The organism is Shimia sp. Alg240-R146 (assembly GCF_947331465.1).
Taxonomy (GTDB): Bacteria; Pseudomonadota; Alphaproteobacteria; order Rhodobacterales; family Rhodobacteraceae; genus Shimia.
The window spans coordinates 987,767-1,011,467 of the sequence record NZ_CAMZOK010000002.1 but is presented as its reverse complement, the minus strand read 5'-3'; the positions used below and the strand labels follow the sequence as shown (position 1 = coordinate 1,011,467).

Below are 23,701 nucleotides of genomic sequence, written 5' to 3'. Positions count from 1 at the left end.
GCTTACCAGCGACGCTCAAAGCGGCGGCGCAGGATGATAGCGATGGCATTCATAAACAGCAGGAATACCAGTAGCACAATGATGGCCCCGGAGGCGCGCTCCGCAAAGGCCGGGTCGGCGCGTTGTGTCCAGTTGTAAACCTGAACCGGCAAAGCGGCCGCAGGGTCAAACAGACCTTCAGGCGGGGCGCCAGGGAATTCTCGCACAAAGGCAACCATCCCAATCAGCAGGAGTGGCGCGGTTTCACCCAGTGCCTGTGCAAGTCCGATGATGGTGCCGGTCAGGATGCCGGGCGCGGCCAGTGGCAAAACGTGGTGGAAGACCGCCTGCATTTTTGAGGCCCCTACCCCCAATGCCGCATCGCGGATCGACGGCGGCACAGCTTTGAGCGATGCGCGCGTCGAGATGATGATGGTCGGCAACGTCATCAGTGTCAGCACAAGACCACCAACGATGGGTGCGGATTGCGGCAAGCCCGCGAAGTTGATGAAAATCGCAAGCCCAAGAATACCAAACACGATCGATGGAACGGCCGCGAGATTTGAGATGTTGACTTCAACAATGTCAGTGAACCAGTTTTTGGGCGCAAATTCCTCAAGATAGATCGAGGCCGCCACACCGATTGGCAACGTCAGACAGAGCACCACGGCCATCATATAAAGCGAACCCAGAATAGCGACGCCAAGACCGGCGGCTTCGGGACGGTTTTCTGAGGCGTCTGCGCGGGTCAAGAAACCCCAATTAAAGGACGTTTCCAACAGGCCCGCGTCTTTAAGCTTATCGGCGAACATCAGTTGTTGAGGGGAAATATTGCTGTCGCGTTCCGCGCTCTCCATCGTAACCCGGCCCTTGTAATAGCCGTCAACGCGGCCAGAGGCGAGAAACTTGAAGCTGACGGTTTCGCCAATCATGTCAGGGTTGGCAAGTACGAAGCGGCGCATCTCCGCTGCGCTCTCATTGGAGATCATCTTGACCGCGTCTTTGGCCGACAGATCGTCAACGGCCATGTTTGGCGCGTCCAAGTGCGTTTGCAACGTGTTCCGAATGAGAGGCGCATACCCAAAAGTCGAAACCTTGCGGATTTTTTCCAAATCGCCGGAACCGTCTTTGTCCAGCTTGGCAGGATCCAGATAAACCTCCAGCGTGACAAAAGTCTGTTTGAAGGCCGACAAGCCGTTGGTCAGAATTGATGTCATCAAACCGGCGAGCGCCAGCATTGCCAACACAATGGCGATTACACCGTAAACGCGAAACCGTTTTTCGGCGGCATTGCGCCGGCGTGTACGGTCGTCGACAGCGAGAAGAGACGAGGTGGAGGAAACGTCGGTCATTCGTACTGCTCCCGGTACTTACGGACGATGTAGAGCGCCAGAACATTGAGTCCAAGCGTGATGACAAAGAGAGACAGGCCAAGCGCGAAGGCCACCAGCGTTTCAGGGCTAGCGAATTCGGTGTCCCCGGTCAGCTGGCTGACGATTTTCACTGTGATGGTTGTCATGGCCTCGAGCGGATTAAGACTGAGTTTGGCCGCGGCCCCTGCCCCCATAACTACAATCATGGTTTCGCCAATGGCGCGTGACGCGGCCAAAAGTATTGCCCCAACGATGCCCGGCAACGCAGCTGGCAGGATCACCTGTTTTACGGTTTCCGATTGGGTCGCCCCAAGGCCGTAAGATCCATCGCGCATTGCCTGAGGAACCGCGTTGATCACGTCATCAGACAGCGAAGATACAAAGGGGATCAACATGATGCCCATAACGATGCCAGCGGTCAAAACGGAAGAAGACGACTGTCCAAGTCCCAAAGGTTGCGCGAAGTAGTCCCGCAACAAGGGCCCCACTGTGATCAGCGCGAAAAGACCATAAACGATTGTCGGGATACCAGCGAGAATTTCAACGGCCGGCTTAACAATCGAGCGCACTCTATTGGTCGCATATTCGGACAAATAAACTGCGACGAACAAGCCGATAGGCACGGCAAAAACAAGCGCCACAAAAGAGACGTAGAGCGTCCCCCAGAGAAGAGGAATAAACCCAAGGTCAGAGCCGCCGGTGAACTGCGGGTTCCAAGTGAGGTTAAAGAAGAAGTCTTTGGCCGGATACAGCTGGAAGAAGTGCAGCGTTTCAAAAACCAGCGATGCGATGATGCCTACGGTGGTCAGGATCGCAACGAGAGACGACAGGATCAGCAGCGCTTTGACGGCCTGTTCTGAAACATTGCGAGCGCGGTATTCAGGCTTAATACGGGTCAGAGCGACAACAAGACCCAACACACTCAGAGCAATTGCGACGACCGCCATTGCAATCCGTAGCGTGCTGGTCAAAGTTCGGAACTCTTTCGCGGCAGCCAGAATATTCTGCTGCACATCCGAGGCCACAGCCACGCCAACCCCAGCCAACAAAGCGCGCACATCGGTGGACGCGGTGTTTAGCTTTTCGATGCCTGTTTCACTCAACTTTCCAGCTGTCACAGCAACATCGAGGCCATTTGCAATCCGGCGCACATCCGCCATTACCAGCGTGCGCGAAGCGCCTTCGACGATGTCCCCGGACACGATCATGCCGGAGATTTGGCTTGCGACAAACATTGGCTGCAAAATCAGCCACGCAAAGGTCACCAATAGCGCGGGAACGGCTGCGAACAGAAACGTCGCTTGTCCGTAATAACTCGGCAGAGAATGCAACTGGCGAATATCGCCACCTGCTGAGCTGAGAGATTTCGCTCTCCCAACAAAAAAGCCGACGGTCGCAATTGCGACGACGGCGAGAATTACAAGACCGGCGCTCATCTTAACTCCATACGCAGTAAGGTGGTGTCGAGTGATGGCGTCCCCATTCGCGGGGGCGCCATCATGATCATTGTTCGCTTAGTTCAGCGGAGGCATTGGTGTGCCGTTGGCAACCATTTCCTGAGTTGTGGCCAGTTCCGGATCAGAAACCAGACCGTACTCTGCCAGCGGGCCATCAGGGCCGGCCATGTCGTCAGACACGAAGAAGTCGATGTATTCCTGCAGGCCAGGGATCACACCCAGATGCGCTTTCTTCACGTAGAAGAACAGCGGACGGGACACAGGGTATTCGCCGGACGCAACGGTTTCAGTCGACGGGGTAACGTCGTCCATGGTCGCAACAATCAGCTTGTCTGTGTTGTTCTGGTAGAAGGACAGACCGAAGACGCCGATGGCGTTTTTGTTGGCGTCCAGACGGGCCAGAGTTTCGGTGTAATCGCCGTCGATGTCGACAGACAGGCCGTCGGTGCGCAGTGCGTGACATGCTTTCTTGTCGCCCAAAAGTTCAAGCGCGCCAGTTGCTTTACAGCCAGCTTCCAGAACCTTTTTGTCAAACACTTCGCGTGTGCCGTGCTTTGTGCCTGGGATGAAGGCCAGGATGTTGTTGGCTGGCAAGTTTGCGTTAGCGTCGGCCCAAGTTTTGTTTGGGTTGGCAACCAGCTTGCCGTCTACAACAACTTCCTTTGCGATCGCGTTAAACCAGTCCGCTGGAGTAAACTCAAACGAAGGACCGTCGATGTCTGATGCGAACACGATACCGTCATACCCGAAACGCACTTCCATGATCTCGGATACACCGTTGGTGCCGCAGAGGTCGATGTCCGACTGTTTGATGCGCGAGGAAGAGTTCGCGATATCAAGTGTGTTGGGGCCAACGCCTTCACACATTTTTTTACGACCAGCACCGGAACCGCCACCTTCAACAACGGGTGTTGGAAATTCGAAGTTCTCGCCGAACGCTTCGGCAACGATTGTGGCGTATGGCAGAACGGTGGACGAACCAGCGATCTGAACCTGATCACGAGCGGCGGCCGATGTAGCGGCGATGGCTGCAACGGCGATGGCCGAAGCGGTCAGTTTGACGGACATATGTGTAACTCCAATTGTACGTGACTGTCGGGCGACAGCCTTGGAGGACGAAGTAAGCCTCCTGAACAAAGCTTTTGTGACACGTATGTAACAGTAATATGACACCGCCTGAGATCGGCGGAAAATTGTCAATTGATTGGTAAGAAAACGCTTATTTCAGTGCCTTCCCCAAGGACACTTTCAATCTCTAGGCGACCCCGGTGGCGGTTGATGATGTGTTTTACAATCGCAAGCCCCAAACCCGTGCCACCTTTCTCACGAGACCTGTGAGAATCAATCCTGTAAAAACGTTCTGTAAGGCGCGGAAGGTGTACGTCATCTATTCCGGGTCCGTCGTCTCGAATCGTTAGGCGAACCGCAGGACCCAAAACGCCAATAGCACGTGGCAACTCGTCCATCGTCAACGTGACATTGGTCCCCTGGCCCCCATATTTAATCGCGTTTTCAATGAGGTTCGTGACAACCTGAAGCAATTGATCAGCGTCGCCCGGCACGGTGAGTTCTGGGCTTTTAGGCTCAAAAATCAGCGTGGACCCGTTTTCCTCGGCCAAGGGCGACAGGTTTTGGACGGCGGAGGCTACGATGCCACACAGATCCACCGGGTCGGTCGGGCGCATGCGTGAAACTTCTTCGACCTTGCTGAGGGACAACAAATCGCCAACCAGACGGTTCATACGGCTGGCTTCGTTGGACATTGTGGTCAGGAATCGGTCCTGAGCAACCGGATCGTTCTTTGCCGGTCCCTGCAGTGTCTCGATAAAGCCCAAAATGGCGGTCAGCGGCGTGCGCAACTCATGGCTGACGTTGGCCACAAAGTCTCGCCGCATCTGGTCCAGTTGGCGTTCTTCGGTCACGTCGCGAAAACAGATCATCCCACCACCGCCGGCAATCGGAGAACACAGCACTTCGTAGCGATGTTCCTGACGCGCGTCGCTGTGCAGATACAGGCTGCGCTGTGGCTGGCGTGTCCGGAGGCACTTTTCCACTGCGTCGTTCAACGCAGGCTGGCGAAAGACCAAAATGAGCGGGCGGTTCTCGCTGGCTTGAGGTTGGAGAGCCACAGCGCGCGCGTTCGCGTCGATGATACGGGCGTTGGCGTCCACAAAAAATGCCGGCAGCGGCACAGCTTCTAGTACGGAGGCGTTGAAATTCTCGGTCATTGGTTCAGTTGTCTCGGGAACGTTGCATCAAACGCAAACCAGACGTGTCCTTCTCAACAGATTTATGACAGTTATCCGCACCGCGCGGTTAATCGCCAATGTGTCGCAGCCCACTGGCAAAGCGGCGCGCGTTGTTTTGGTAGTGGAGCGCCGACATCTGAAGGCCTTGAATGGCCGCATCATCCAGTTGACGCACAACTTTGCCTGGTGCGCCCATCACAAGGCTGCCATCGGGAATTTCTTTGCCCTCGGTGATCAGGGCCCCTGCCCCAATCAAACAGTTTTTACCAATCTTGGCGCCGTTCAGAACCGTTGCCCCCATACCGATCAGGCTGCCGTCGCCAATCGAGCAGCCGTGCAACATGGCCTTGTGACCAATTGTGCAATTGGTGCCGATGGTCAGCGCGAAACCGGGATCTGTGTGCATGACCGTGTTTTCCTGCACGTTGGATCCGGAACCAATGCGAATTTCTTCGTTGTCGCCCCGCAATGTACAGCCGAACCAAACAGACGTATCCGCCTCAAGCACCACGTTGCCGATGACATTGGCATCGGGTGCCACCCACGCAGTGGCATCCTTGGAAGGTGTCACGCCGTCAAGTTCGTAAATCGCCATTATGACATCTCCTGAAACTGGTCTTGCAGCGCGCGCACATGTGATTGCAGCACAGGTTGTTGTTCGCGCCGCATGCGCTCGGCCGTAATGATGGTTTTAAGCTGCTCTTCGGTGACATCCAGATCATCGTTGATCAAAACATAATCATAGGCGCCCCAGTGGCTGATTTCGTCCCAGCTTTTCTGCATGCGTTTGGAAATCACCTCTTCGCTGTCCTGTGCGCGCGTTACAAGACGGCGGTGCAACTCTTTGATCGTCGGCGGCAAAATGAAAATCGACAAGGCATGTTTGCCAAGGTCAGAATTGCGGATTTGTTGCTCACCCTGCCAATCAACGTCAAAAAGCACGTCGTTGCCTGCCTCGATGGTGTCTTTCACCGGCCCTGCGGGGGATCCGTAGAAGTTGCCGAACACGTGGGCGTGTTCAAGCATCTGGTTCTCGGTAACCTGAGTTTTAAAGTCGTCTTCGGAGAGAAAAACGTAATCCCGTCCGTGCTCTTCACCGGGCCGCGGTTGGCGTGTGGTGGCGGAAACCGAGAAACTAAGGCCGGAATCCCAAGTCATCAGCCGTTTTGCCAAAGTCGATTTGCCTGCGCCGGATGGCGAAGACAAGATGATTAGAAGACCGCGTCGCTGTGTCATGATCCTATTCCACGTTTTGTACCTGTTCGCGCATCTGATCGATCACGGCTTTGAGGTCCAGACCAATTCTCGTTAAATCCACCGATTGCGCCTTGGAACACAGCGTGTTGGCCTCGCGATTGAATTCCTGCATCAGGAAATCAAGTTTGCGGCCCACCGGCCCCTCAGTAGCGAGCAAGTCACGCGCCGCACCAATATGGGCGTGCAGACGGTCGAGTTCCTCCATCACATCGGATTTCACGGCAATCATCGCCAGTTCTTGTGCGACCCGCGCTTCATCTGCGCCTTCGGTGTTTTCCATCACTCGCGCGAGGTTGTCACGCAGCGTTTGCGCTGTGGCGTCGCGACGGGATTCGGCCGCGCCGGAGGCCGATTGTGTTAACGTTTCAATTTGACTCACCTGATCCATCAGCACCTCATAGAGCGCCTGACCTTCAGTTTTGCGCATCTCGACAAAGCTCGAGATCAGCTCAGGAAGCTGAGCTGTCAGTGCGCTTAGCAATTTCTTTTGCCCACTGTCTGGAGCCACGTTTTCAAGCACGCCACGCATTGCCATAAGATCTGAAGCACGCGATGGCTGCAGAGCAACGCCTTGGTCCATGGCTGTGGCTTCAACAGCTTGCAAAGCAAGGATCACCGCTTGCAGCTGTTGTTCGTTAACGGCAAGAGTACCTTGCTCATCGCCTTTGTTTACACGCAAATTGAGGTTGACCGAGCCGCGTCCCAGGGATTTTGACAATGCCCCCTTCACGGTCGCTTCAAGCCCTTCGATCCAATCCGGCATGCGCAAGCGGATATCCAACCCTTTGGCATTCACGCTTCGCAAATCCCACGCCCACGTGTATCCGTCTTCTTCACCTTTGAGGGCCGCAAAACCGGTCATTGAATGCAACACGGGCCTCTCCTTTTGTCTGTTGATAACACGATACCTAAAGCCATTGGTGGCCTGAGAGCAACGTCGCAGGCGATCAGTTAACCATTCCATCGGCTTTTTATCGCAAATTGGGAAAAATCTGATTAAACAGGAGGGGCATCGGGGGATGTCTCGCGGTTACTTGGTCGCCTTTGGCGCTTACCGCGTGTGCAATTGGTTGGGACTTTAGCTATGGATAAAATTGTAAGCAATCTATCAGGCGAAAACGGGCGAGACGGCGGGTTGGTTCTTGACCGAATGGAAGATTATTGGAGCAGCCTGCGACGCGGCAAGACCGTGCCTTATCGCTCTGACGTGGATCCTCGTTCTGTGCAACGTATGCTGCGCAACGCTTTTATTCTGGAGCGTTTGGCACCGGGTGTCGGCAAACTTCGGGTCTCTTGCAGCACACTCACGGACCTACAGGGCATGGATATGCGCGGAATGCCAATCGCGTCGATCATATCCGAAGAAAGCCGCGAAGAGTTTGGGGAAATTCTTGAACAAGTCTTTGCCGGACCCGCGACCGCGCGCCTTGAACTGTCAACATCACGCGGGTTCCGCAGAAACGGCAAACGCGCATCGATGCTTTTCCTGCCATTGCGAAGCGATTCCGGAGAGATCAACCGTGTTCTTGGGGCAATCTCCGTGGACGGTTCCGCACGAAAAGAACCGACTCGGTTTGACCTGACTGAGAGCCTTTTGCATGACGTCAGCGTCAACGATGATGGTTTAGCGGAGCGCCTTTCGGTCCGTCCGGTGACATTGGCGGAACGTCAAAAAGCGCTTTCAGCGGATGACCTTCAAGCCAGCACAATGCCCACGCGGCACGCGCACCTAAGATTGGTTGTGTCAGATACTTAACTGCCAGAAGGCGAAAGTGTCATACAGAAAAGGGCGGAGCCACTGGACATGGCACTCCGCCCTTTTTGATTTTTGATACAGTTTTAGGGATCGCGAAACCAAAAAAGGCGCCCCAATGAGATGGGGCGCCTTTTGTTTTATTGGGTGAAAGCGGAGCTAGCCCGCTTCGGCCTGACGCGCTTCGTTCATCACCGACAGTTCTTCGGCGACCAGGAACGCCAATTCCAAAGATTGCGAGGCGTTCAAACGCGGATCACAGGCTGTGTGATATCGGGAAGACAGATCTTCGTCGGTCACCGCACGCACACCACCGGTACATTCAGTCACATCCTGACCGGTCATCTCGAAATGCACGCCGCCTGGAACAGTGCCTTCGGCTTTGTGAACGCCAAAGAATTCCCGAACTTCGCGCAGGACGCTTTCGAAGGGTCGGGTTTTGTACCCGGTGCTCGACTTGATCGTGTTGCCGTGCATCGCGTCACATGTCCAAAGCACATTTGCACCTTCTTCCTTGACGGCTTTGATCAGCCGCGGAAGGTGTTCGCCAACCGATCCAGCGCCAAAGCGCGCAATCAAAGTCAGACGCCCTGCTTCGTTTTCCGGATTCAGTTTTTCCATCAAAACCTTGAGGTCATCGGCCGTGGTGGTCGGACCACATTTCAGGCCGATCGGGTTCTGAACGCCACGCGCAAATTCCACATGTGCACCGTCGGGCTGACGGGTGCGGTCACCAATCCAGATCATGTGACCGGAACCGGCAAGCCACTTTCCGGAAGTGGAATCCAGACGTGTCAGCGCCTCTTCATACTCCAGCAAAAGCGATTCATGACTTGTGTAAAAATCCACCGTTTGCAGAGAGTGCATCTTGTCGGAAGTCACGCCAGCAGCGCGCATGAAATCCAACGTATCGCTGATACGGTTGGCCATGTCGCGGTACGTTTCGGCTTTTTCACCTTCGGTAAATCCAAGCGTCCAGGCATGCACCTGATGCACATCCGCGTAGCCACCAGTTGAAAACGCGCGCAACAGGTTCAATGTAGCCGCAGCCTGCGTGTAGGCCTGCAACATCTTTTGCGGATCCGGAATCCGGGACTCCGATGTAAATGCCAGCTCGTTGATGATGTCGCCGCGGTAGCTCGGCAGTTCAACACCATCGACGGTTTCGGTTGGCGCAGAGCGTGGTTTGGCGAATTGACCCGCCATCCGTCCCACTTTGACCACCGGCACCTTGGCGCCATAGGTCAGCACCATTGCCATCTGCAGCATCACTTTGAACGTGTCGCGAATGCCATCTGCAGAAAACTGTTCAAAACTCTCGGCGCAATCCCCACCCTGCAACAAAAAGGCCTCGCCGCGGGACGCGGCACCAAGCTGGGCTTTCAGGCGGCGCGCCTCTCCGGCAAAGACCAATGGTGGATAGCTGGAGAGCTTGGCTTCGACAGCCTTCAGCTCTGCTTCATCCGTATACTCAGGCATCTGAATCCGGGGCTTGTTGCGCCAGTCAGATTTCTGCCATTCAGCCATTGTCTTTACTCCAATTAGACAGTCAGAGCCCGCGTTATACATGTGGGTTAATGATAGCGCTATATGCTAAATTCGGCTCTTGACGCGCCCTACATTTTTAGCGCTAAAGTCGTTGCCTAGACCGGGCTGCCGGCCCGCGGCGCCTTGCAGGGGAAAAGGCTTAAATGTCAGATACTTCTATGACAAACCTGTCCACAGGAGATCAGAAGGCCAAACGCTTCGTGTTTGTGCTTTTGAATGATTTTACCCTGCTGAGCTTTGCCTCGGCGGTGGATTGTCTGCGCTTGGCCAACCGCAGATTGGGCCGCAAACACTATACTTGGGTGCTGGCGGGTGAAGACGGTGACTCGGTTTCATCTTCTACCGAAACGGAATTCAAACTTGACGAAGATCTTGGCGAAACCCGCCGGGACGACACCATTGTTTTGTGTGGCGGTATAAATATTCAGGCCGCGACAACCAAACGCCTTTTGAATTGGCTGCGACGTGAGGCCCGCAAAGGTCCGTCGATCGCCGGCCTGTGCACCGCGTCGTTTACCATGGCGAAAGCCGGATTGCTTGATGGCAAGCGCGCAACCATTCACTGGGAAAATCAGGACAGCTTCAGCGAAGAATTCGAAGATGTAGAGCTTTCCAAATCGGTGTTCACCATTGACGGCAACCGAATGACCACAGCTGGCGGCACTTCGTCGATTGATCTGTTTTTGCAGATTATCGCCAAAGATCTTGGCGATGAGATTGCCAATTGGGTTGCCGATCAACAAATCTATAGCTCGATCCGCACCGATCAGGACACGCAGCGCCTATCTGTGCCAACCCGCATCGGCGTGCGCCACCCAAAGCTGAGCATGGTGATCCAGAAGATGGAAACCAACATCGAGGAACCCATCAGCCCGTCGTTGCTGGCCAAAGATGTTGGCATGTCCACTCGCCAGTTGGAGCGCTTGTTCCGCCGCTATCTAAACCGCTCACCAAAGCGCTATTACATGGAGTTGCGCCTGCAAAAAGCGCGTAATTTGCTGATGCAAACGGATATGAGCGTGATCAACGTAGCACTGGCCTGTGGGTTTGCCTCGCCCAGCCATTTCTCAAAGTGCTATCGGGCGCATTACGAAACCACGCCGTATCGCGAACGTGGCACGCAATCGGCACGGCTTTCGATTTAGGCGTTTTGACGCGGCTTAGAATTTACCCGTAATCTTGCCCGCTTTCGTGCTGTAATGGAATTCCAGAACGGCCAACCCGGTCTCATGTTCGTGCAGCAGAGCGTAAAGGAATAGGTATGAGGTTCCCTGCCAATACATGCGTCCTTCCTGCCGCACACCGCCGTCTAGCATTACTGTTTTGAAAACAGTCTTATTGGTGAAGTCGCGTTGAAAAATGCCAAGCAGCTGTTGTTCGATGGACGCCATTTTTTCCGGTGTGATTTCATCGCGCCCGCCAAGTCGCATCGTGGCTGTGGCGAATTCCCGTGACATCATATGGGAATTCACAAAGGCTTCATAATCCGCATAGGATTCAAAAACGCCGTCCTGTGCGCTGGCCATCGTTGCGCCAAGAAACAGCGAAACTGCCGCCAAAATGGATTTCATAATCTTCGTTCCTTGGTTTTGAGGTGCCCTTCAAAGTCACTAGTCCGTGGCCCGGGCATTTCTTTCGTTTCTGAGATGGCTCGCTTGATCAAAACAACATGTTCAGGTCGTGGAAATCCAAATCATATTTGATGTCCAAAACTTTGCGGCGGTTTTCGCGCGCGTGCATGAAAATGTAGATGTAAAGATAATCGCCGTCGCCGGTCCAATAGGACAACAATTCTTGGCGGAACCCGTTTTTGAGCGCCTGTGACCGAACGGTTGCTGAGCCAACAAAATCCTCTTCAAAGAACTGCTGCATCTGGCTGTTGATGGCCTCGCGCTCCTCCGCGCTCATATTGAGATCGGTCCGGATCAGGTCAATGGCGTCGCCAATTTTTCGTTGCATCACCAATTCGTTGAAATTGGCCAGACCCTCGTTGAACTGCGTGCGCAGATTTGTTTGTGCACCGCCGGTGTTTGGCATCAAAAGGGCGCTGGCCAGTATCACGGCAAGAAGTCTGAACATGGGAATTTCCAATTTGGTCAAATGATTACTTTGAAACTCTAAGGGGTTGGGCGCATTCGGTAAAGTGTTCCGCGGTCTTCTGACAAAAACCATATGCCACCGTCAGGACCTTCACGAATATCGCGCACACGTTTGGTCTCTTTGGCTTTGATTTGGGCTGTCTCGGTCAGGTTCGAACAACACAACACTGAGATGTAGTCAAATTTGAGGCTGCCTACAAACATATGGCCACGCCACTGCGGCCATAACTTACCAGAATAAATCATCATCCCTGAGGGCGCGATAGATGGGTCCCAATAATGCACGGGCTGTTTCATGCCTGCTTTCTGGGTGCCTTCGCCAATTTTCGCACCCGAGTAATGCTGACCATATGAAATAACCGGCCACCCGTAATTTGCGCCTCTTTTAATGTGATTGACTTCATCTCCGCCCTTGGCCCCGTGCTCCACGGCCCATAACTCTCCGTTCAGACCCAGCGCCATACCTTGTGGATTGCGATGTCCGGAGGACCAGATTTCATCCAGAGCGTCACTGTGACCCATATAGGGATTGCCAGGTGCAGGATCGCCGTTTCGCGTGATACGCAAGATCGACCCGTTGTGGCGGGTAAGATCTTGTGCAGAAGGACGGTCTCCGCGATCCCCAATCGTAACAAAAAGTGCGCCATCGTTGGCCTCTACCAATCGACTGCCAAAATGCCGTCCACCACTGCTGCCCTCGCTAATTTCAAAGATCACCTTCACATTCGACAAGCGCTTTGCGTTCTCGCTCAACTGGCCGCGCGCGACAGCTGTACCTTCGCCGCTTGATTGCTTCTTTGAGAAAGTCAGAAATATCTCACGCCGCTGAGCGAAGTCTGCAGGCACCAACACGTCCAGCAAACCACCCTGCCCGTTGGCCTGTGATTTGGGCACGCCGGAAACCGTGTTCCGAGTCCCGTTTTGGCTGATATGGATCAGCTTTCCGCCGCGCTCAGTGATCAAAAGGCCGCCGTCTGGAAGAAATCCAAAACTCCAGGGTGTCTTGAGCTTGGATACCACAGCTTCAAAGGTCATTGTTTCCGCTGCGTCAGCCATTGCCGGCGCCATAAGTGCCGCGAATATGATCACCGCAAGACGTCGCTGTAAGCGATTGAAATAATTCATAACTTATGCCCCGTTCAAAGGTCGAAAATTCCTCTCAAAATGGTAGCACCAAACGCACGGCTCGTGTGATCAAGTTTTGGGCAGTTGCCTCTTTTCTTTTGAAATCTCCCCGCATAGGCTCTCGGCAGTTAAAAAACGAAAAGGGAGTGTAACAATGAAAAAACTGCTTATGGCGACGGCCGCGACCGCGCTGATCGCAGGGGCCGCATCGGCTGAAGACATCAAACTGGGTATCATTCTGGGCTTCACTGGTCCAATTGAATCGCTGACGCCATCCATGGCGGACGGCGCTGAGCTGGCGATGAAAGAAGTCACCGACAGTGGCAAGCTGCTGGGCGGTTCTGCTGTAATGCCTGTGCGCGCTGACTCAACTTGTGTTGACGCCGCTGCCGCTTCGGCTGCTGCAGAACGTCTGATCACCGCTGATGGCGTAAAAGGCATCATGGGCGCAGACTGCTCCGGTGTAACTGGCGCGATCCTGAACAACGTGGCACTGGCCAACGGTGTTGTGATGATCTCTCCTTCGGCCACTTCACCCGGCCTGAGCCACAACAACAACGAAGACAACGGCTTGTTCTTCCGCACCGCGCCATCGGATGCCCGTCAGGGTGTTGTGATGACCGAAGTGCTGATCGAAGAAGGCATCAAAGAAGTTGCCGTTACTTACACCAACAACGACTACGGCAAGGGTCTTGCTGATGCGTTTCAGGCTGCGTTCGAAGCGGCTGGTGGTACAGTGACAATCAACGCAGCGCACGAAGACGGCAAAGCCGACTACTCGGCTGAAGTTGGTGCACTGGCTTCTGCCGGTGGCGACCGTCTGGTCGTTGCAGGTTATGTGGACCAAGGTGGTTCCGGAATCGTTCGTGCCGCGATCGACTCCGGTGCGTTTGACACGTTCCACTTCCCTGACGGCATGATCGGCGCCAAACTGGAAGAGAACTTCGGCGACGAAATCGAAGGCTCCACCGGTCAGCACCCTGGCACAGACAGCCCAGGTGCCGCCAAGTTCGAAGAACTGGTTGCTGGCGCGTTTGACGCAACCTCGCCTTTCACACCTGAAAGCTATGACGCGGCAGCTCTGATGATGCTGGCGATGCAGGCGGCGGGCTCTTCTGACCCAGCTGACTACAAAGGCAAAGTCATGGATGTTGCTAACGCACCCGGCGAGCAGATCTTCCCTGGTGAGCTGGCCAAAGCGCTGGAAATTCTCGCGGGTGGCGGTGAAATCGACTATGTCGGTGCAACTGCTGTTGAGCTGATTGGCGCAGGTGAGTCGGCTGGTAACTACCGCCAGATCGTCATCGACGGCGGCGCAATTACCACGGCTAAGTACCGCTAATCGCTTACTGATCCGAACTCGAAAACAGCCCGGCTTGTCCGGGCTGTTTTTCAATATATAACGCGCGGCAATGAACTGCGCAGGGGGTGTAACATGATCGTCGTAGAAGACGTTCACAAACATTTTGGGGGATTCCGCGCCGTCGACGGTGCCAGTCTCCGCATCGAACCGGGCTCAATCACTGGTCTTATTGGTCCAAACGGGGCCGGAAAAACCACTCTTTTCAATGTGATCGCCGGGGTTCTGGAACCCACATCCGGTCGCGTCACCATGGACGGCGAAGACATCACAGGTCTGCCACCGCACACACTTTTCCACAAAGGCTTGCTGCGCACCTTTCAGATCGCGCATGAATTCAGCTCCATGAGTTGTCGCGAAAATCTGATGATGGTGCCCGGCGCGCAATCTGGTGAAACGCTGTGGAATACGTGGTTTGGTCGCAAGCGCATCGCAAACGAAGAGCGCGCGTTGCGGGCCAAGGCCGACGAAGTGCTTGAATTTCTTACCATTGAACATCTTTCCGACCACAAGGCCGGTCAGGTGTCGGGCGGACAGAAGAAGCTGTTGGAACTCGGCCGTACAATGATGGTGGACGCCAAGATTGTGTTCTTGGACGAGGTTGGCGCGGGTGTGAACCGCACGCTGCTGAACACCATTGGCGACGCGATTATCCGGCTCAACAAAGAGCGCAATTATACCTTTGTCGTGATCGAACACGATATGGATTTCATCGGTCGCCTGTGTGATCCGGTGATCTGCATGGCCGAAGGCAAAGTGCTGGCCGAAGGCACGCTTGATGAAATCAAGGCCAATGAGCAAGTGATCGAGGCCTATCTCGGCACCGGTCTGAAGAACAAAGAAAAGCTGGAAGCATGAAGCGGCTTGCGGTTCTGGCAGCCTTGGTGTTGGGGCTCGGCGTATCCGAGCCTTTCGCAATGGATCGCAGTGAGGTTGCGCGGATGCCACTGGACGCTCGAACGGTTGTTCTTTTTGACGATGGATACTGGCGGTACGCCGATGACCACGTCGATAACTGCTGGGATATCGCATTTGTCGGAAAGTTCTGCGCGACACCCAATGAATGGACAATTGTGCCTCGGCACCCAGCAAAAGTTCGGCAGACCCGGCCAGAGTTCACCGACAACAACAACACTCTGGCCCAAGCAACTTCACTAACTGAAACCCGAGAAAATCGGACACTTCCCGATGAAGCGATTGGTCGTCACTTAACGAGGCGGATAACCGGAGATGATGGTCTTCGCATGTCTCTCATGTCACAGCGCGCAGTCCAAATCGACGGGCGTAATTGGGACAGGCTGGCGTTCGGAACCGATCACGTAAAACTGTTTTCGGTTACGCGCATCAGCCCGCAAAGAGTTGTAATCGTCGAGACAAGCCAATTCGGCACTGGACTTCTGTGGGACGAACATACTGAAAAGCACAACGGATTTCTGAAAAACTTGGAGCTGGACGGCGATGGCTAAGCAATTGCGCCAAGTAGAAATCCAAGTGTCACAACGGCGGGAACAAACAGCCGTCGAGGGGGAAAAATGAACAACTTTGAAAAAGGGGAACGCAATGAGCGGTAACCCGTATCAAGACGATCGCGGCAACAAGGATGCCACGATCACCAATCCCAATGGCGGAGGCGAAATGACGCCGGCCGTGGGGACTGGCAAAGACATGAACACAACGGACGCCTTTCTGGTCGGCGACAGCATGACCGGCGGCTACGGCAAAGACGGTCCGGACATTTTGCACGATTGCACAATTGCCGTGAACCCGGGCGAGATTGCCGTGATTGTCGGCCCAAATGGCGCGGGCAAATCCACGGGAATGAAGGCCGTGTTCGGGATGTTGAACCTGCGCCAAGGTTCGGTACGGCTGGATGGTGAGGACATCACCAACCTAAGCCCGCAAAACCGCGTGGCCAAAGGCATGGGCTTTGTGCCACAGACCAACAACATCTTCACGTCGATGACGGTTGAGGAAAACCTCGAAATGGGCGCCTTTATCCGCAAGGACGATTTTGCGGACACCATGGAGCAAGTCTATCACCTATTCCCGATCCTGAAGGAAAAGCGCAATCAGCCAGCAGGTGAATTGTCTGGCGGTCAACGTCAACAGGTGGCCGTTGGCCGGTCTTTGATGACACAGCCCAAAGTTCTGATGCTGGACGAGCCGACCGCAGGCGTGTCGCCCATCGTCATGGACGAGCTGTTTGATCGCATCATCGAGGTCAGCCGCACGGGCATCCCGATCCTGATGGTCGAGCAAAACGCCCGTCAGGCGCTGGAAATCGCGGACAAAGGCTACGTGCTGGTTCAAGGCCGCAACGCCTTTACCGGCACCGGCAAAGACCTTCTCGCGGATGAAGACGTCCGCAAATCGTTCTTGGGGGGGTGAGGATATGACCATTCGAATTTCCCCACTTGGGCTCGCCACAGCAGCGGTGCTTCCGGTTACGGCTTGGGCTGCGGATGACAACAAGATCACCTGCTTGTTTGATACGCAGTGCATCGGCGACGCGGACTGCACTGTGACCACAAATGTCGCGATTTTTGATCCGCTTGGTGGGTCTTTTTCATGGAAAGACAAGGAGTTACCGGTCCATCTTGTATCGGCAGAAAAAGGCTCTTTGACCGTTGTTGCAAAGGAAAACGGCAAACGATTTACATTGGGCGTCAATGCAGCCTTCGCCCAAGGGGCGGACGCAGACCCGAACAGTGCTGTGCTGACCATAAGCAGCGAGGACGCTAACTCTGAGGTGATTTACGCCGGACATTTCGGCAAGTGCGAGGTGTTTAGCTAATGGACTTCCTCAACGCCTCATTACGCCTGATATTTGTGCTGACACTTGGGCTCGCCACGCCTGCAAGTGCCGCCAAAGATCGACTGCTTACGTGCTCAACGCAAACCGCATGTGAGTTTGGAACCATATGCACTCCGTCGTCTTCAATTTTCGAACTGAAAGTTCTTGCAAATGGCGGCGCCAAAACAACTCGTATTCAAGGTTCCGTGCGTTTGGACAGCACAAAGTGGGGAACGATCGCCCCCTATTGGTTTGTCCGCGAAGCTGCGTGGGATGGCATGGAAATGCTTTATCTCGGCTTTGATCAGAGTTTCGTTCGTGTGACCACCCGCAACGGTGCAGCAGCATTTCGACAAACAGAAGAAAAACTCCAACGTGGCGGGCCATTGGTCATCGCGAAATCTGAAGTCACCACAACAAAGGGGGTGTGTTCCTAATGGACTTCCTCAACGCCATTGTGGCGCTTTCCAACTTTGTCATTATCCCCGCGATTGCCTATGGCAGTCAGCTCGCGCTTGGCGCGCTGGGGGTTACTCTTATTTACGGCATCCTGCGGTTCTCCAACTTTGCGCATGGCGACACCATGGCGTTTGGCGCTATGCTGGCCGTGTTGATCACGTGGTGGTTCCAGTCGATGGGCATAAGCTTTGGGGTGCTGCCGACTGCCTTGCTCGCCCTGCCCTTTGCCATTCTTGGCACAATGGCTTTGATGCTTATCACCGACCGCGTGGTCTATCGGTTTTACCGAGAGCAAAAGGCCAAACCCGTGATCCTTGTGATCGTGTCGATGGGCGTGATGTTCATCATGAACGGTCTGGTACGTTTTATCATTGGGCCGAACGATCAGAAATTCGCAGATGGCGAGAGGTTCATCATTTCGGTGCGGGAATTCAAAGCCATGACCGGCCTTAAGGAAGGTCTGGCGATCAAAACCACGCAAGGCATCACGGTTGTGGTGGCGATCATCTGTGTGGTTCTGCTCTTCTGGTTCCTGAACCGCACGCGCACTGGGAAATCCATGCGCGCCTATTCGGATAACGAGGATCTGGCGCTTTTGTCGGGCATCAACCCAGAACGTGTGGTGATGTACACATGGCTGATCGTGGCGGCGCTCGCGACGACGGCTGGTGTGCTTTACGGTCTGGATAAATCCTTCAAACCCTTTGTCTACTTCCAGCTTTTGCTGCCGATCTTTGCGTCAGCGATTGTCGGCGGTCTTGGCAGCCCCTTGGGCGCCATCGCCGGTGGGTTCGTGATTGCCTTTAGTGAGGTCACGATCACTTACGCTTGGAAGAAAGTGCTGAAATATTTGATGCCCGAAAGTCTGGAACCTTCCAGCCTCGTGCAGCTTCTCAGCACAGACTATAAATTTGCCGTCAGCTTTGTGATCCTGATTGTGGTTCTGCTGTTTAAGCCGACGGGCCTGTTTAAGGGGAAATCGGTATGAGCGAACCTGTGAAAAACACCGCTCTTTTTGTGCTGGTCTTTGCGATGATCGCATTGACCGGATTTATGCAAAGCTGGAACGTTGCTCTGCTCATTCTCAACATGGGGCTGATTTCGGCCATCATGGCGCTGGGTGTAAACCTGCAATGGGGCTTTGCCGGGCTGTTCAACGTTGGTGTCATGGGCTTTGTGGCGCTTGGCGGCTTGGCTGTGGTTCTGACATCCGCAGCCCCTGTTGAAGGTGCCTGGAGTGCCGGCGGCTGGCGTATTGTGATCGCTTTGTTGGCGGGCGCAGGCACGATTGTTGGCACGGTTATGGTGCGACAGCGCATGGCCGTGGGCCGTGCGCGCAACATCGCGACCATTGCCATTCTGGTTGGCGGGTTCTTCCTTTATCGCGGTATTTTTGATCCCGGTGTGGAAGCGGTTGAGGCGATCAACCCTGCCCTGCAAGGCAACCTTGGGGGGCTGAACCTGCCCGTGCTTTTGGCTTGGCCCATGGGCGGCTTGTTGGCGGCCGGTGTGGCTTGGTTGATTGGTAAGACGGCGTTGGGTTTGCGGTCTGACTACCTCGCGATTGCAACGTTGGGCATCGCGGAAATCATCATTGCCGTGATGAAGAACGAAGACTGGCTTGCGCGTGGCGTGAAAAACGTCGTCGGGCTGGACCGTCCGGTGCCTTACGAGATCGACCTGCAAAACAGCTCTAGCTTTATCAATCGCGCCGAGGGCCTTGGCATGGATGTGGCAACCGCTTCGTCGATCTTTGTCAAACTCAACTACTCGGTCTTGTTTGCGGTCGTGCTGGTTCTGATCTTTGTGATGGCTCAGCTTGCCCTCAAAAGCCCGTGGGGCCGCATGATGCGCGCGATCCGTGACAACGAAGTCGCCGCTGAGGCGATGGGCAAGGACGTCACCAACCGCCATTTGCAAATATTTGTGCTGGGCTCCGCGATTTGCGGTATTGGCGGTGCGATGATGACAACGCTGGATGGTCAACTGACCCCCGGCACGTATCAGCCGCTGCGCTATACCTTCCTGATCTGGGTGATGGTGATTGTTGGCGGGTCCGGCAATAACCTTGGCGCCGTACTTGGCGGTTTCCTGATCTGGTTCCTGTGGGTTCAGGTGGAGCCGATGGGTTTGTGGCTGATGCAGATGATCACCTCCGGCATGGCCGAAGGCAGCGGGCTCAAGAAGCACCTGATCGACAGTGCCGCGCATATGCGCTTGTTGACCATGGGGGTGATATTGCTCTTGGTGCTGAGGTTCAGCCCAAGGGGTCTTATCCCGGAGAAATAAAGAAAAAGGGCGTCCCGCGGGGCGCCCTTTTTGTTGTCAAATAGTTCGGTGGCCAATCAGCGTCCCTTGAACAAGCCGCCCAATACGCCACGCACAATGCGCCGGCCTGTGGTGCCGGACAACTCTTTCACGACCATCTTGGTCATGGCCTCGCCAAACGTATCATCGGCTCTGACGCGCAATGTGCGCGACGATGACCGCCGCACGCGCGTGCCTGAGTACCGCCGTGCCGCAGAAAACTCCCTCTCTGCCACACTCATCTCTTCTTCTTTGGCTTCCGCTTCTTGCGCTGCAGCGGCCGCACTGTCCGCCCGCTCTTTTAGGATCTCATAAGCGGACCGGCGGTCGTTCAATTGGTCGTATTTGCCCGCCATCGGCGAGGCCGCCATCACAGCGCGTCGTTCTGAGGGATCAAGCGGGCCAAGTTGTGAGCTCGGCGGGCGGATCAAAGTCCGCTCCACGATGCCGGGGACGCCTTTCTTCATCAGCATCGATGTCACGGCTTCCCCGACCCCGACTTCTCGGATCGCCGCCTCGGTGTCAAAACGAGGATTGGGTCGATAGGTTTCAGACGCCATTTTCAACGCTTTGCGGTCGCGGGCAGTAAAGGCGCGCAGCGCGTGTTGAACGCGATTGCCAAGCTGACCAAGGATGTCTTCGGGAATATCGTCGGGGTTTTGCGTGACGAAATACACCCCCACCCCTTTGGAGCGGATCAGGCGCGCGACCTGCTCAACCTTGTCGACCAAAGCCTTAGGGGCGCCGTCAAACAACAGATGCGCCTCATCAAAAAAGAAGACAAGTTTGGGTTTGTCCGGATCCCCAACTTCTGGCAATTCCTCAAAGAGTTCGGACAGAAGCCAAAGCAGGAATGTCGCGTAAAGACGCGGCGCACCCATCAGCTTGTCGGCTGCCAGCACATTGATCTGTCCACGTCCGTCGGCACCCACATGCATGATGTCCATCAAATCCAAGGCCGGTTCGCCGAACAATTTGCTCGCGCCCTGGTTTTCCAAAACCAGAAGCCGTCGCTGAATGGCGCCAATGGAATGCACCGACACATTGCCATAGCGCAACGCAATCTCGCCGCGGTTCTCACCAAGCCAAACCAGTAAAGACTGTAGGTCCTTAAGATCCAGCAACGGCAAGCCTTTCTGGTCGGCCAGCCGGAACGCAATGTTGAGAACGCCTTCCTGTGCCTCTGTCAGCTCCATTAAGCGCGCCAGCAACAGTGGGCCCATTTCAGAGACTGTGGTGCGCACCGGGTGGCCTTGATCGCCAAACAAATCCCAGAAAGTGACCGGAAAGGACTCATAGGCGTAGTTATCAAACCCGATTTGTGTCGCTCGGTCGGTAAACGCCTGATGAAGCTTAAACGTCTCGCTGCCTGCTGCGGCCAACCCTGAAAGATCTCCTTTCACGTCAGACAAAAATACGGGGACCCCAGCTTTGGAAAATCCCTCGGCCAGAATTTGCAGGGTCACAGTTTTTCCGGTCCCTGTGGCGCCTGCTATCAAGCCGTGCCGGTTCGCATATTTGAGCGTAAGCCCTTGCTTGTCGCCGTAGTCTTGCCCACCGCCGCCAATGAATACTTTACCGTCCATGTCCGTCTCCGGTTTTTTCAATGCTTTGTGTGCCCTTCGACATCATTCCACGATAAGGCGGGTTGATCACAGTCGCCAGCCCTCAATCGGTAATCCCAAGCTCTCGCAAAGCGCACAAATTCTTTTTGTTTCATTTCCGTACGGGCTCGGGATTGTTAACAAGTAACCTATCGAAATCCCTAAAAAAAACGCAAAACTTGCTGTTGACGGTACGGAAATAACCTCGTAGTTTCTGGGCAATGAATAAGTCGGCCAGTCCGACGGGGAGTGAAAATAAAAGGGGGCCCATGTTTTGGGCCCCTTTTTTTTATTCCGGCACCAACCTGCAGCAACACGCTCCCAATCCTCATGCTTGAAAAATTTGCGATACTTCGCGGACCTGTGATGCGCTTTTTTCTGACATCCGATAAACGGCGTGGTAATCGGAAGGCAACTTCACGCTATTGATGGGAAATCTCATGCCCAAGTTTTACCACCTCCTCGTTGCTGCGGTCTTCGCGGTCTCTTCCGGCCCCACATTGGCCCAAGTTGGATCCCTGTCCGACGGCTCACTGTCTGTCGGCCAAAAGGTCGAGCAAGCACCGCAAGGTGCAACCGGAACAGCCGCAGATGTCACGTCGGAAATTCACGGCGATTGGGATCTGCAATGCGCCAAAGACGGTCCGGAGCCGCGCCCGTGCCGTTTGTACCAATTGATGAAAGATCAAAACGGCAGCCCTCTGTCGGAGGTCACGTTGTTCAAGCTGCCCGCGCCCGATGGGACTGCAATCGCAGGCGCCACCATTATCGTGCCACTTGAAACTTTGCTGCCTGCACAGTTGACCATCACTGTGGATGGCGAGAATGCTCGGCGCTACCCATTCGCCTTTTGCAATCAGGTTGGATGCATCTCGCGCCTTGGCTTGACCGAAGAAGACGTGACTGCATTGAAGAGTGGCACACAGGCTTCAATCGTGATTGTGCCTGCTGTGGCGCCGGATCAGATCGTGACAGTCACAATGTCATTGAAAGGCTTCACTGCCGCCTTCGACAAAGCGGCTGCCGTTCCAAACTGATCTTTTCAGTATGTAAACAGAAGACGCCGCCCGATTTTTTGGGCGGCGTTTTTGTTTCTGCGATTGGCCTAAAACCGACGTAACGCCAGAACTGCGTTCAAGCCGCCAAACGCAAAAGCGTTGCTGAGCGCTACCTCAACGGTGGCGTCGCGGGCCTCGTTTGGCACCACGTCAATTGCACATTCCGGGTCTGCTTCTTCATAGCTGATGGTTGGGGCAACAACGCCATCGCGCACAGCCATAATACAGGCCAAAAGTTCTACTGCACCGGTTCCGCCGATCAGATGCCCATGCATGGATTTGGTCGACGACATCATCAACGCGTCTGCATGCGGGCCAAACACATCGGCCACAGCGCTGCATTCGGTTTTGTCGTTGGCCGCGGTTCCCGTGCCATGGGCATTGATGTAGCCCACATCCTCGCGGTTCAGACCAGCGTTTTCCAGTGCGCCGGAAATTGCCCGCGCCGCACCCTGTTTTGAAGGCATCACAATGTCAGCAGCGTCCGAACTCATGGCAAACCCCACAACTTCGGCGAGGATATCGGCGCCACGCGCCTTGGCATGGTCGAGTTCCTCAAAAACAAAAGCACCAGCCCCTTCGCCTTGCACCATGCCATTGCGGTTGGCTGAAAACGGCCGGCATGCGTCTTTGGACATAACGCGCAACCCTTCCCATGCTTTGACACCACCGAAACACAACATCGATTCCGCGCCGCCGGTGATCATCACCGGAGACATGCCGCTGCGCACCATCTGAAAGGCCTGCGCCATCGCGTGATTGGAACTGGCACAGGCAGACGCCACTGTGAAACTGGGCCCTTTGAGGTTAAATTCCATGCTCACATGGCTGGCAGCCGCGTTGTTCATCAACTTGGGCACCACAAACGGGTGCACGCGGTTCTTTCCGTCTTCGTACACAGACCGGTAGTTTTCATCGAGCGTCTGCATACCGCCGCCGGAATTGCCAAACACAACGCCTGATTTGGCGGCGAGATCGCCGTGAAATTCCAGACCTGATTGACCGATGGCCTCACGGGCGGCAACCAGAGCAAACTGGGTAAAACGATCAAACAGCGCAATCTGCTGGCGGTTAAAAAGCTTTTCGGATTCAAAGTCTTGCACTTGCGCGCCGATTTGGACGGCAAGCCGTTCCACGTCACGCAGGTCCAATGGCCCAATGCCACAGCGACCTTCTCGCATTGCCTCGAGCGTTTGCCCAACATTGTGGCCAAGCGCGTTGACCGTTCCGGCTCCGGTGATAACCACCCGTTTCATAGTTCTTTCCCTGCCCACGCGGG

The 23,701-nt window shown here is 54.9% G+C and carries 24 protein-coding genes; 11 read left to right on the top strand and 13 right to left on the bottom strand.

From position 1 onward, the window contains the following. Positions 1–2 precede the first annotated feature (2 nt). The 7 genes from pstA to PG871_RS14150 all read right to left on the bottom strand — a co-directional run bounded on the left by pstA (position 3) and on the right by PG871_RS14150 (position 7,189). A complete protein-coding gene (gene pstA, locus PG871_RS14180) occupies positions 3–1,331 on the bottom strand; it encodes a phosphate ABC transporter permease PstA (RefSeq protein ID WP_270730340.1) in 1,329 nt (442 codons plus the stop codon). Beyond that, a complete protein-coding gene (gene pstC, locus PG871_RS14175) occupies positions 1,328–2,788 on the bottom strand; it encodes a phosphate ABC transporter permease subunit PstC (protein WP_270730339.1) in 1,461 nt (486 codons plus the stop codon). Before pstC ends, pstA begins: the two co-directional genes overlap by 4 nt. A 78-nt stretch (positions 2,789–2,866) precedes the next feature. Beyond that, positions 2,867–3,877: a substrate-binding domain-containing protein gene (locus PG871_RS14170; protein ID WP_270730338.1), complete on the bottom strand. Its 1,011-nt coding sequence runs from the start codon at positions 3,875–3,877 to the stop codon at positions 2,867–2,869. Positions 3,878–4,005: 128 nt separating this feature from the next. After that, positions 4,006–5,037, bottom strand: coding sequence for an ATP-binding protein (locus PG871_RS14165; RefSeq protein WP_270730337.1), 1,032 nt, complete (start codon positions 5,035–5,037; stop codon positions 4,006–4,008). A gap of 88 nt (positions 5,038–5,125) precedes the next feature. Then, a complete protein-coding gene (locus tag PG871_RS14160) occupies positions 5,126–5,653 on the bottom strand; it encodes a gamma carbonic anhydrase family protein (protein WP_270730334.1) in 528 nt (175 codons plus the stop codon). Next, the gene (gene gmk / locus PG871_RS14155) at positions 5,653–6,294 is read right to left on the bottom strand and encodes a guanylate kinase (protein ID WP_270730332.1); all 642 of its coding nucleotides are present in this window, start codon (positions 6,292–6,294) and stop codon (positions 5,653–5,655) included. The genes PG871_RS14160 and gmk overlap by 1 nt, the downstream gene beginning before the upstream one ends. Before the next feature lie 4 nt (positions 6,295–6,298). After that, positions 6,299–7,189, bottom strand: coding sequence for a YicC/YloC family endoribonuclease (locus PG871_RS14150; protein WP_270730330.1), 891 nt, complete (start codon positions 7,187–7,189; stop codon positions 6,299–6,301). A 210-nt stretch (positions 7,190–7,399) separates the two neighbouring features. Here PG871_RS14150 and PG871_RS14145 point away from each other — a divergent pair, with 210 nt between their 5' ends. Next, entirely contained in the window at positions 7,400–8,071 is a 672-nt protein-coding gene (locus PG871_RS14145; protein ID WP_270730327.1) for a PAS domain-containing protein, read from the top strand. A 156-nt stretch (positions 8,072–8,227) separates the two neighbouring features. Here PG871_RS14145 and PG871_RS14140 read toward each other — a convergent pair whose 3' ends face one another. Further along, positions 8,228–9,595, bottom strand: coding sequence for a class II 3-deoxy-7-phosphoheptulonate synthase (locus tag PG871_RS14140; RefSeq protein ID WP_270730326.1), 1,368 nt, complete (start codon positions 9,593–9,595; stop codon positions 8,228–8,230). A 164-nt stretch (positions 9,596–9,759) separates the two neighbouring features. Between PG871_RS14140 and PG871_RS14135 the strand changes: the two genes are divergently transcribed. Beyond that, positions 9,760–10,761, top strand: a complete 1,002-nt coding sequence (locus PG871_RS14135) for a GlxA family transcriptional regulator (protein WP_270730324.1) — start codon at positions 9,760–9,762, stop codon at positions 10,759–10,761. Positions 10,762–10,776: 15 nt separating this feature from the next. On the opposite strand, the gene PG871_RS14130 is transcribed toward PG871_RS14135, so the two are convergent. From PG871_RS14130 to PG871_RS14120, 3 genes are all read right to left on the bottom strand, one after another. Further along, on the bottom strand, positions 10,777–11,187 hold the full coding sequence (locus PG871_RS14130; RefSeq protein ID WP_270730322.1) for a hypothetical protein: 411 nt from the start codon (positions 11,185–11,187) through the stop codon (positions 10,777–10,779). A gap of 88 nt (positions 11,188–11,275) precedes the next feature. Next, positions 11,276–11,695, bottom strand: coding sequence for a hypothetical protein (locus PG871_RS14125; protein WP_270730321.1), 420 nt, complete (start codon positions 11,693–11,695; stop codon positions 11,276–11,278). Between the two features lie 38 nt (positions 11,696–11,733). After that, positions 11,734–12,771, bottom strand: coding sequence for a PQQ-dependent sugar dehydrogenase (locus PG871_RS14120; protein ID WP_270730319.1), 1,038 nt, complete (start codon positions 12,769–12,771; stop codon positions 11,734–11,736). 223 nt (positions 12,772–12,994) lie between these two features. Here PG871_RS14120 and PG871_RS14115 point away from each other — a divergent pair, with 223 nt between their 5' ends. The 8 genes from PG871_RS14115 (at position 12,995) to PG871_RS14080 (ending at position 19,742) form a co-directional block, all read left to right on the top strand. After that, entirely contained in the window at positions 12,995–14,182 is a 1,188-nt protein-coding gene (locus PG871_RS14115) for an ABC transporter substrate-binding protein (RefSeq protein ID WP_270730318.1), read from the top strand. A 93-nt stretch (positions 14,183–14,275) separates the two neighbouring features. Further along, the gene (locus tag PG871_RS14110; protein ID WP_270730317.1) at positions 14,276–15,058 is read left to right on the top strand and encodes an ABC transporter ATP-binding protein; all 783 of its coding nucleotides are present in this window, start codon (positions 14,276–14,278) and stop codon (positions 15,056–15,058) included. After that, positions 15,055–15,666, top strand: coding sequence for a hypothetical protein (locus PG871_RS14105; protein WP_270730314.1), 612 nt, complete (start codon positions 15,055–15,057; stop codon positions 15,664–15,666). Before PG871_RS14110 ends, PG871_RS14105 begins: the two co-directional genes overlap by 4 nt. Positions 15,667–15,760: 94 nt before the next feature. Next, positions 15,761–16,588, top strand: coding sequence for an ABC transporter ATP-binding protein (locus PG871_RS14100; protein WP_270730313.1), 828 nt, complete (start codon positions 15,761–15,763; stop codon positions 16,586–16,588). A 4-nt stretch (positions 16,589–16,592) separates the two neighbouring features. Continuing rightward, the gene (locus PG871_RS14095) at positions 16,593–16,994 is read left to right on the top strand and encodes a hypothetical protein (RefSeq protein ID WP_270730312.1); all 402 of its coding nucleotides are present in this window, start codon (positions 16,593–16,595) and stop codon (positions 16,992–16,994) included. After that, complete coding sequence (locus tag PG871_RS14090; RefSeq protein ID WP_270730311.1) at positions 16,994–17,431, top strand: hypothetical protein; 438 nt, start codon at positions 16,994–16,996, stop codon at positions 17,429–17,431. Before PG871_RS14095 ends, PG871_RS14090 begins: the two co-directional genes overlap by 1 nt. Further along, entirely contained in the window at positions 17,431–18,441 is a 1,011-nt protein-coding gene (locus PG871_RS14085; protein WP_270730309.1) for a branched-chain amino acid ABC transporter permease, read from the top strand. The genes PG871_RS14090 and PG871_RS14085 overlap by 1 nt, the downstream gene beginning before the upstream one ends. Further along, on the top strand, positions 18,438–19,742 hold the full coding sequence (locus PG871_RS14080; RefSeq protein ID WP_270730307.1) for a branched-chain amino acid ABC transporter permease: 1,305 nt from the start codon (positions 18,438–18,440) through the stop codon (positions 19,740–19,742). The genes PG871_RS14085 and PG871_RS14080 overlap by 4 nt, the downstream gene beginning before the upstream one ends. A 56-nt stretch (positions 19,743–19,798) precedes the next feature. Here PG871_RS14080 and PG871_RS14075 read toward each other — a convergent pair whose 3' ends face one another. Next, positions 19,799–21,346, bottom strand: a complete 1,548-nt coding sequence (locus PG871_RS14075; RefSeq protein WP_270730305.1) for a helicase HerA-like domain-containing protein — start codon at positions 21,344–21,346, stop codon at positions 19,799–19,801. Positions 21,347–21,804: 458 nt separating this feature from the next. Between PG871_RS14075 and PG871_RS14070 the strand changes: the two genes are divergently transcribed. Further along, complete coding sequence (locus PG871_RS14070) at positions 21,805–22,401, top strand: invasion associated locus B family protein (RefSeq protein WP_270730303.1); 597 nt, start codon at positions 21,805–21,807, stop codon at positions 22,399–22,401. Positions 22,402–22,469: 68 nt separating this feature from the next. Here the strand turns inward: PG871_RS14070 and PG871_RS14065 are convergent, their stop codons facing one another. Then, positions 22,470–23,678, bottom strand: a complete 1,209-nt coding sequence (locus PG871_RS14065; protein WP_270730301.1) for a beta-ketoacyl-[acyl-carrier-protein] synthase family protein — start codon at positions 23,676–23,678, stop codon at positions 22,470–22,472. Positions 23,679–23,701: the final 23 nt, after the last annotated feature.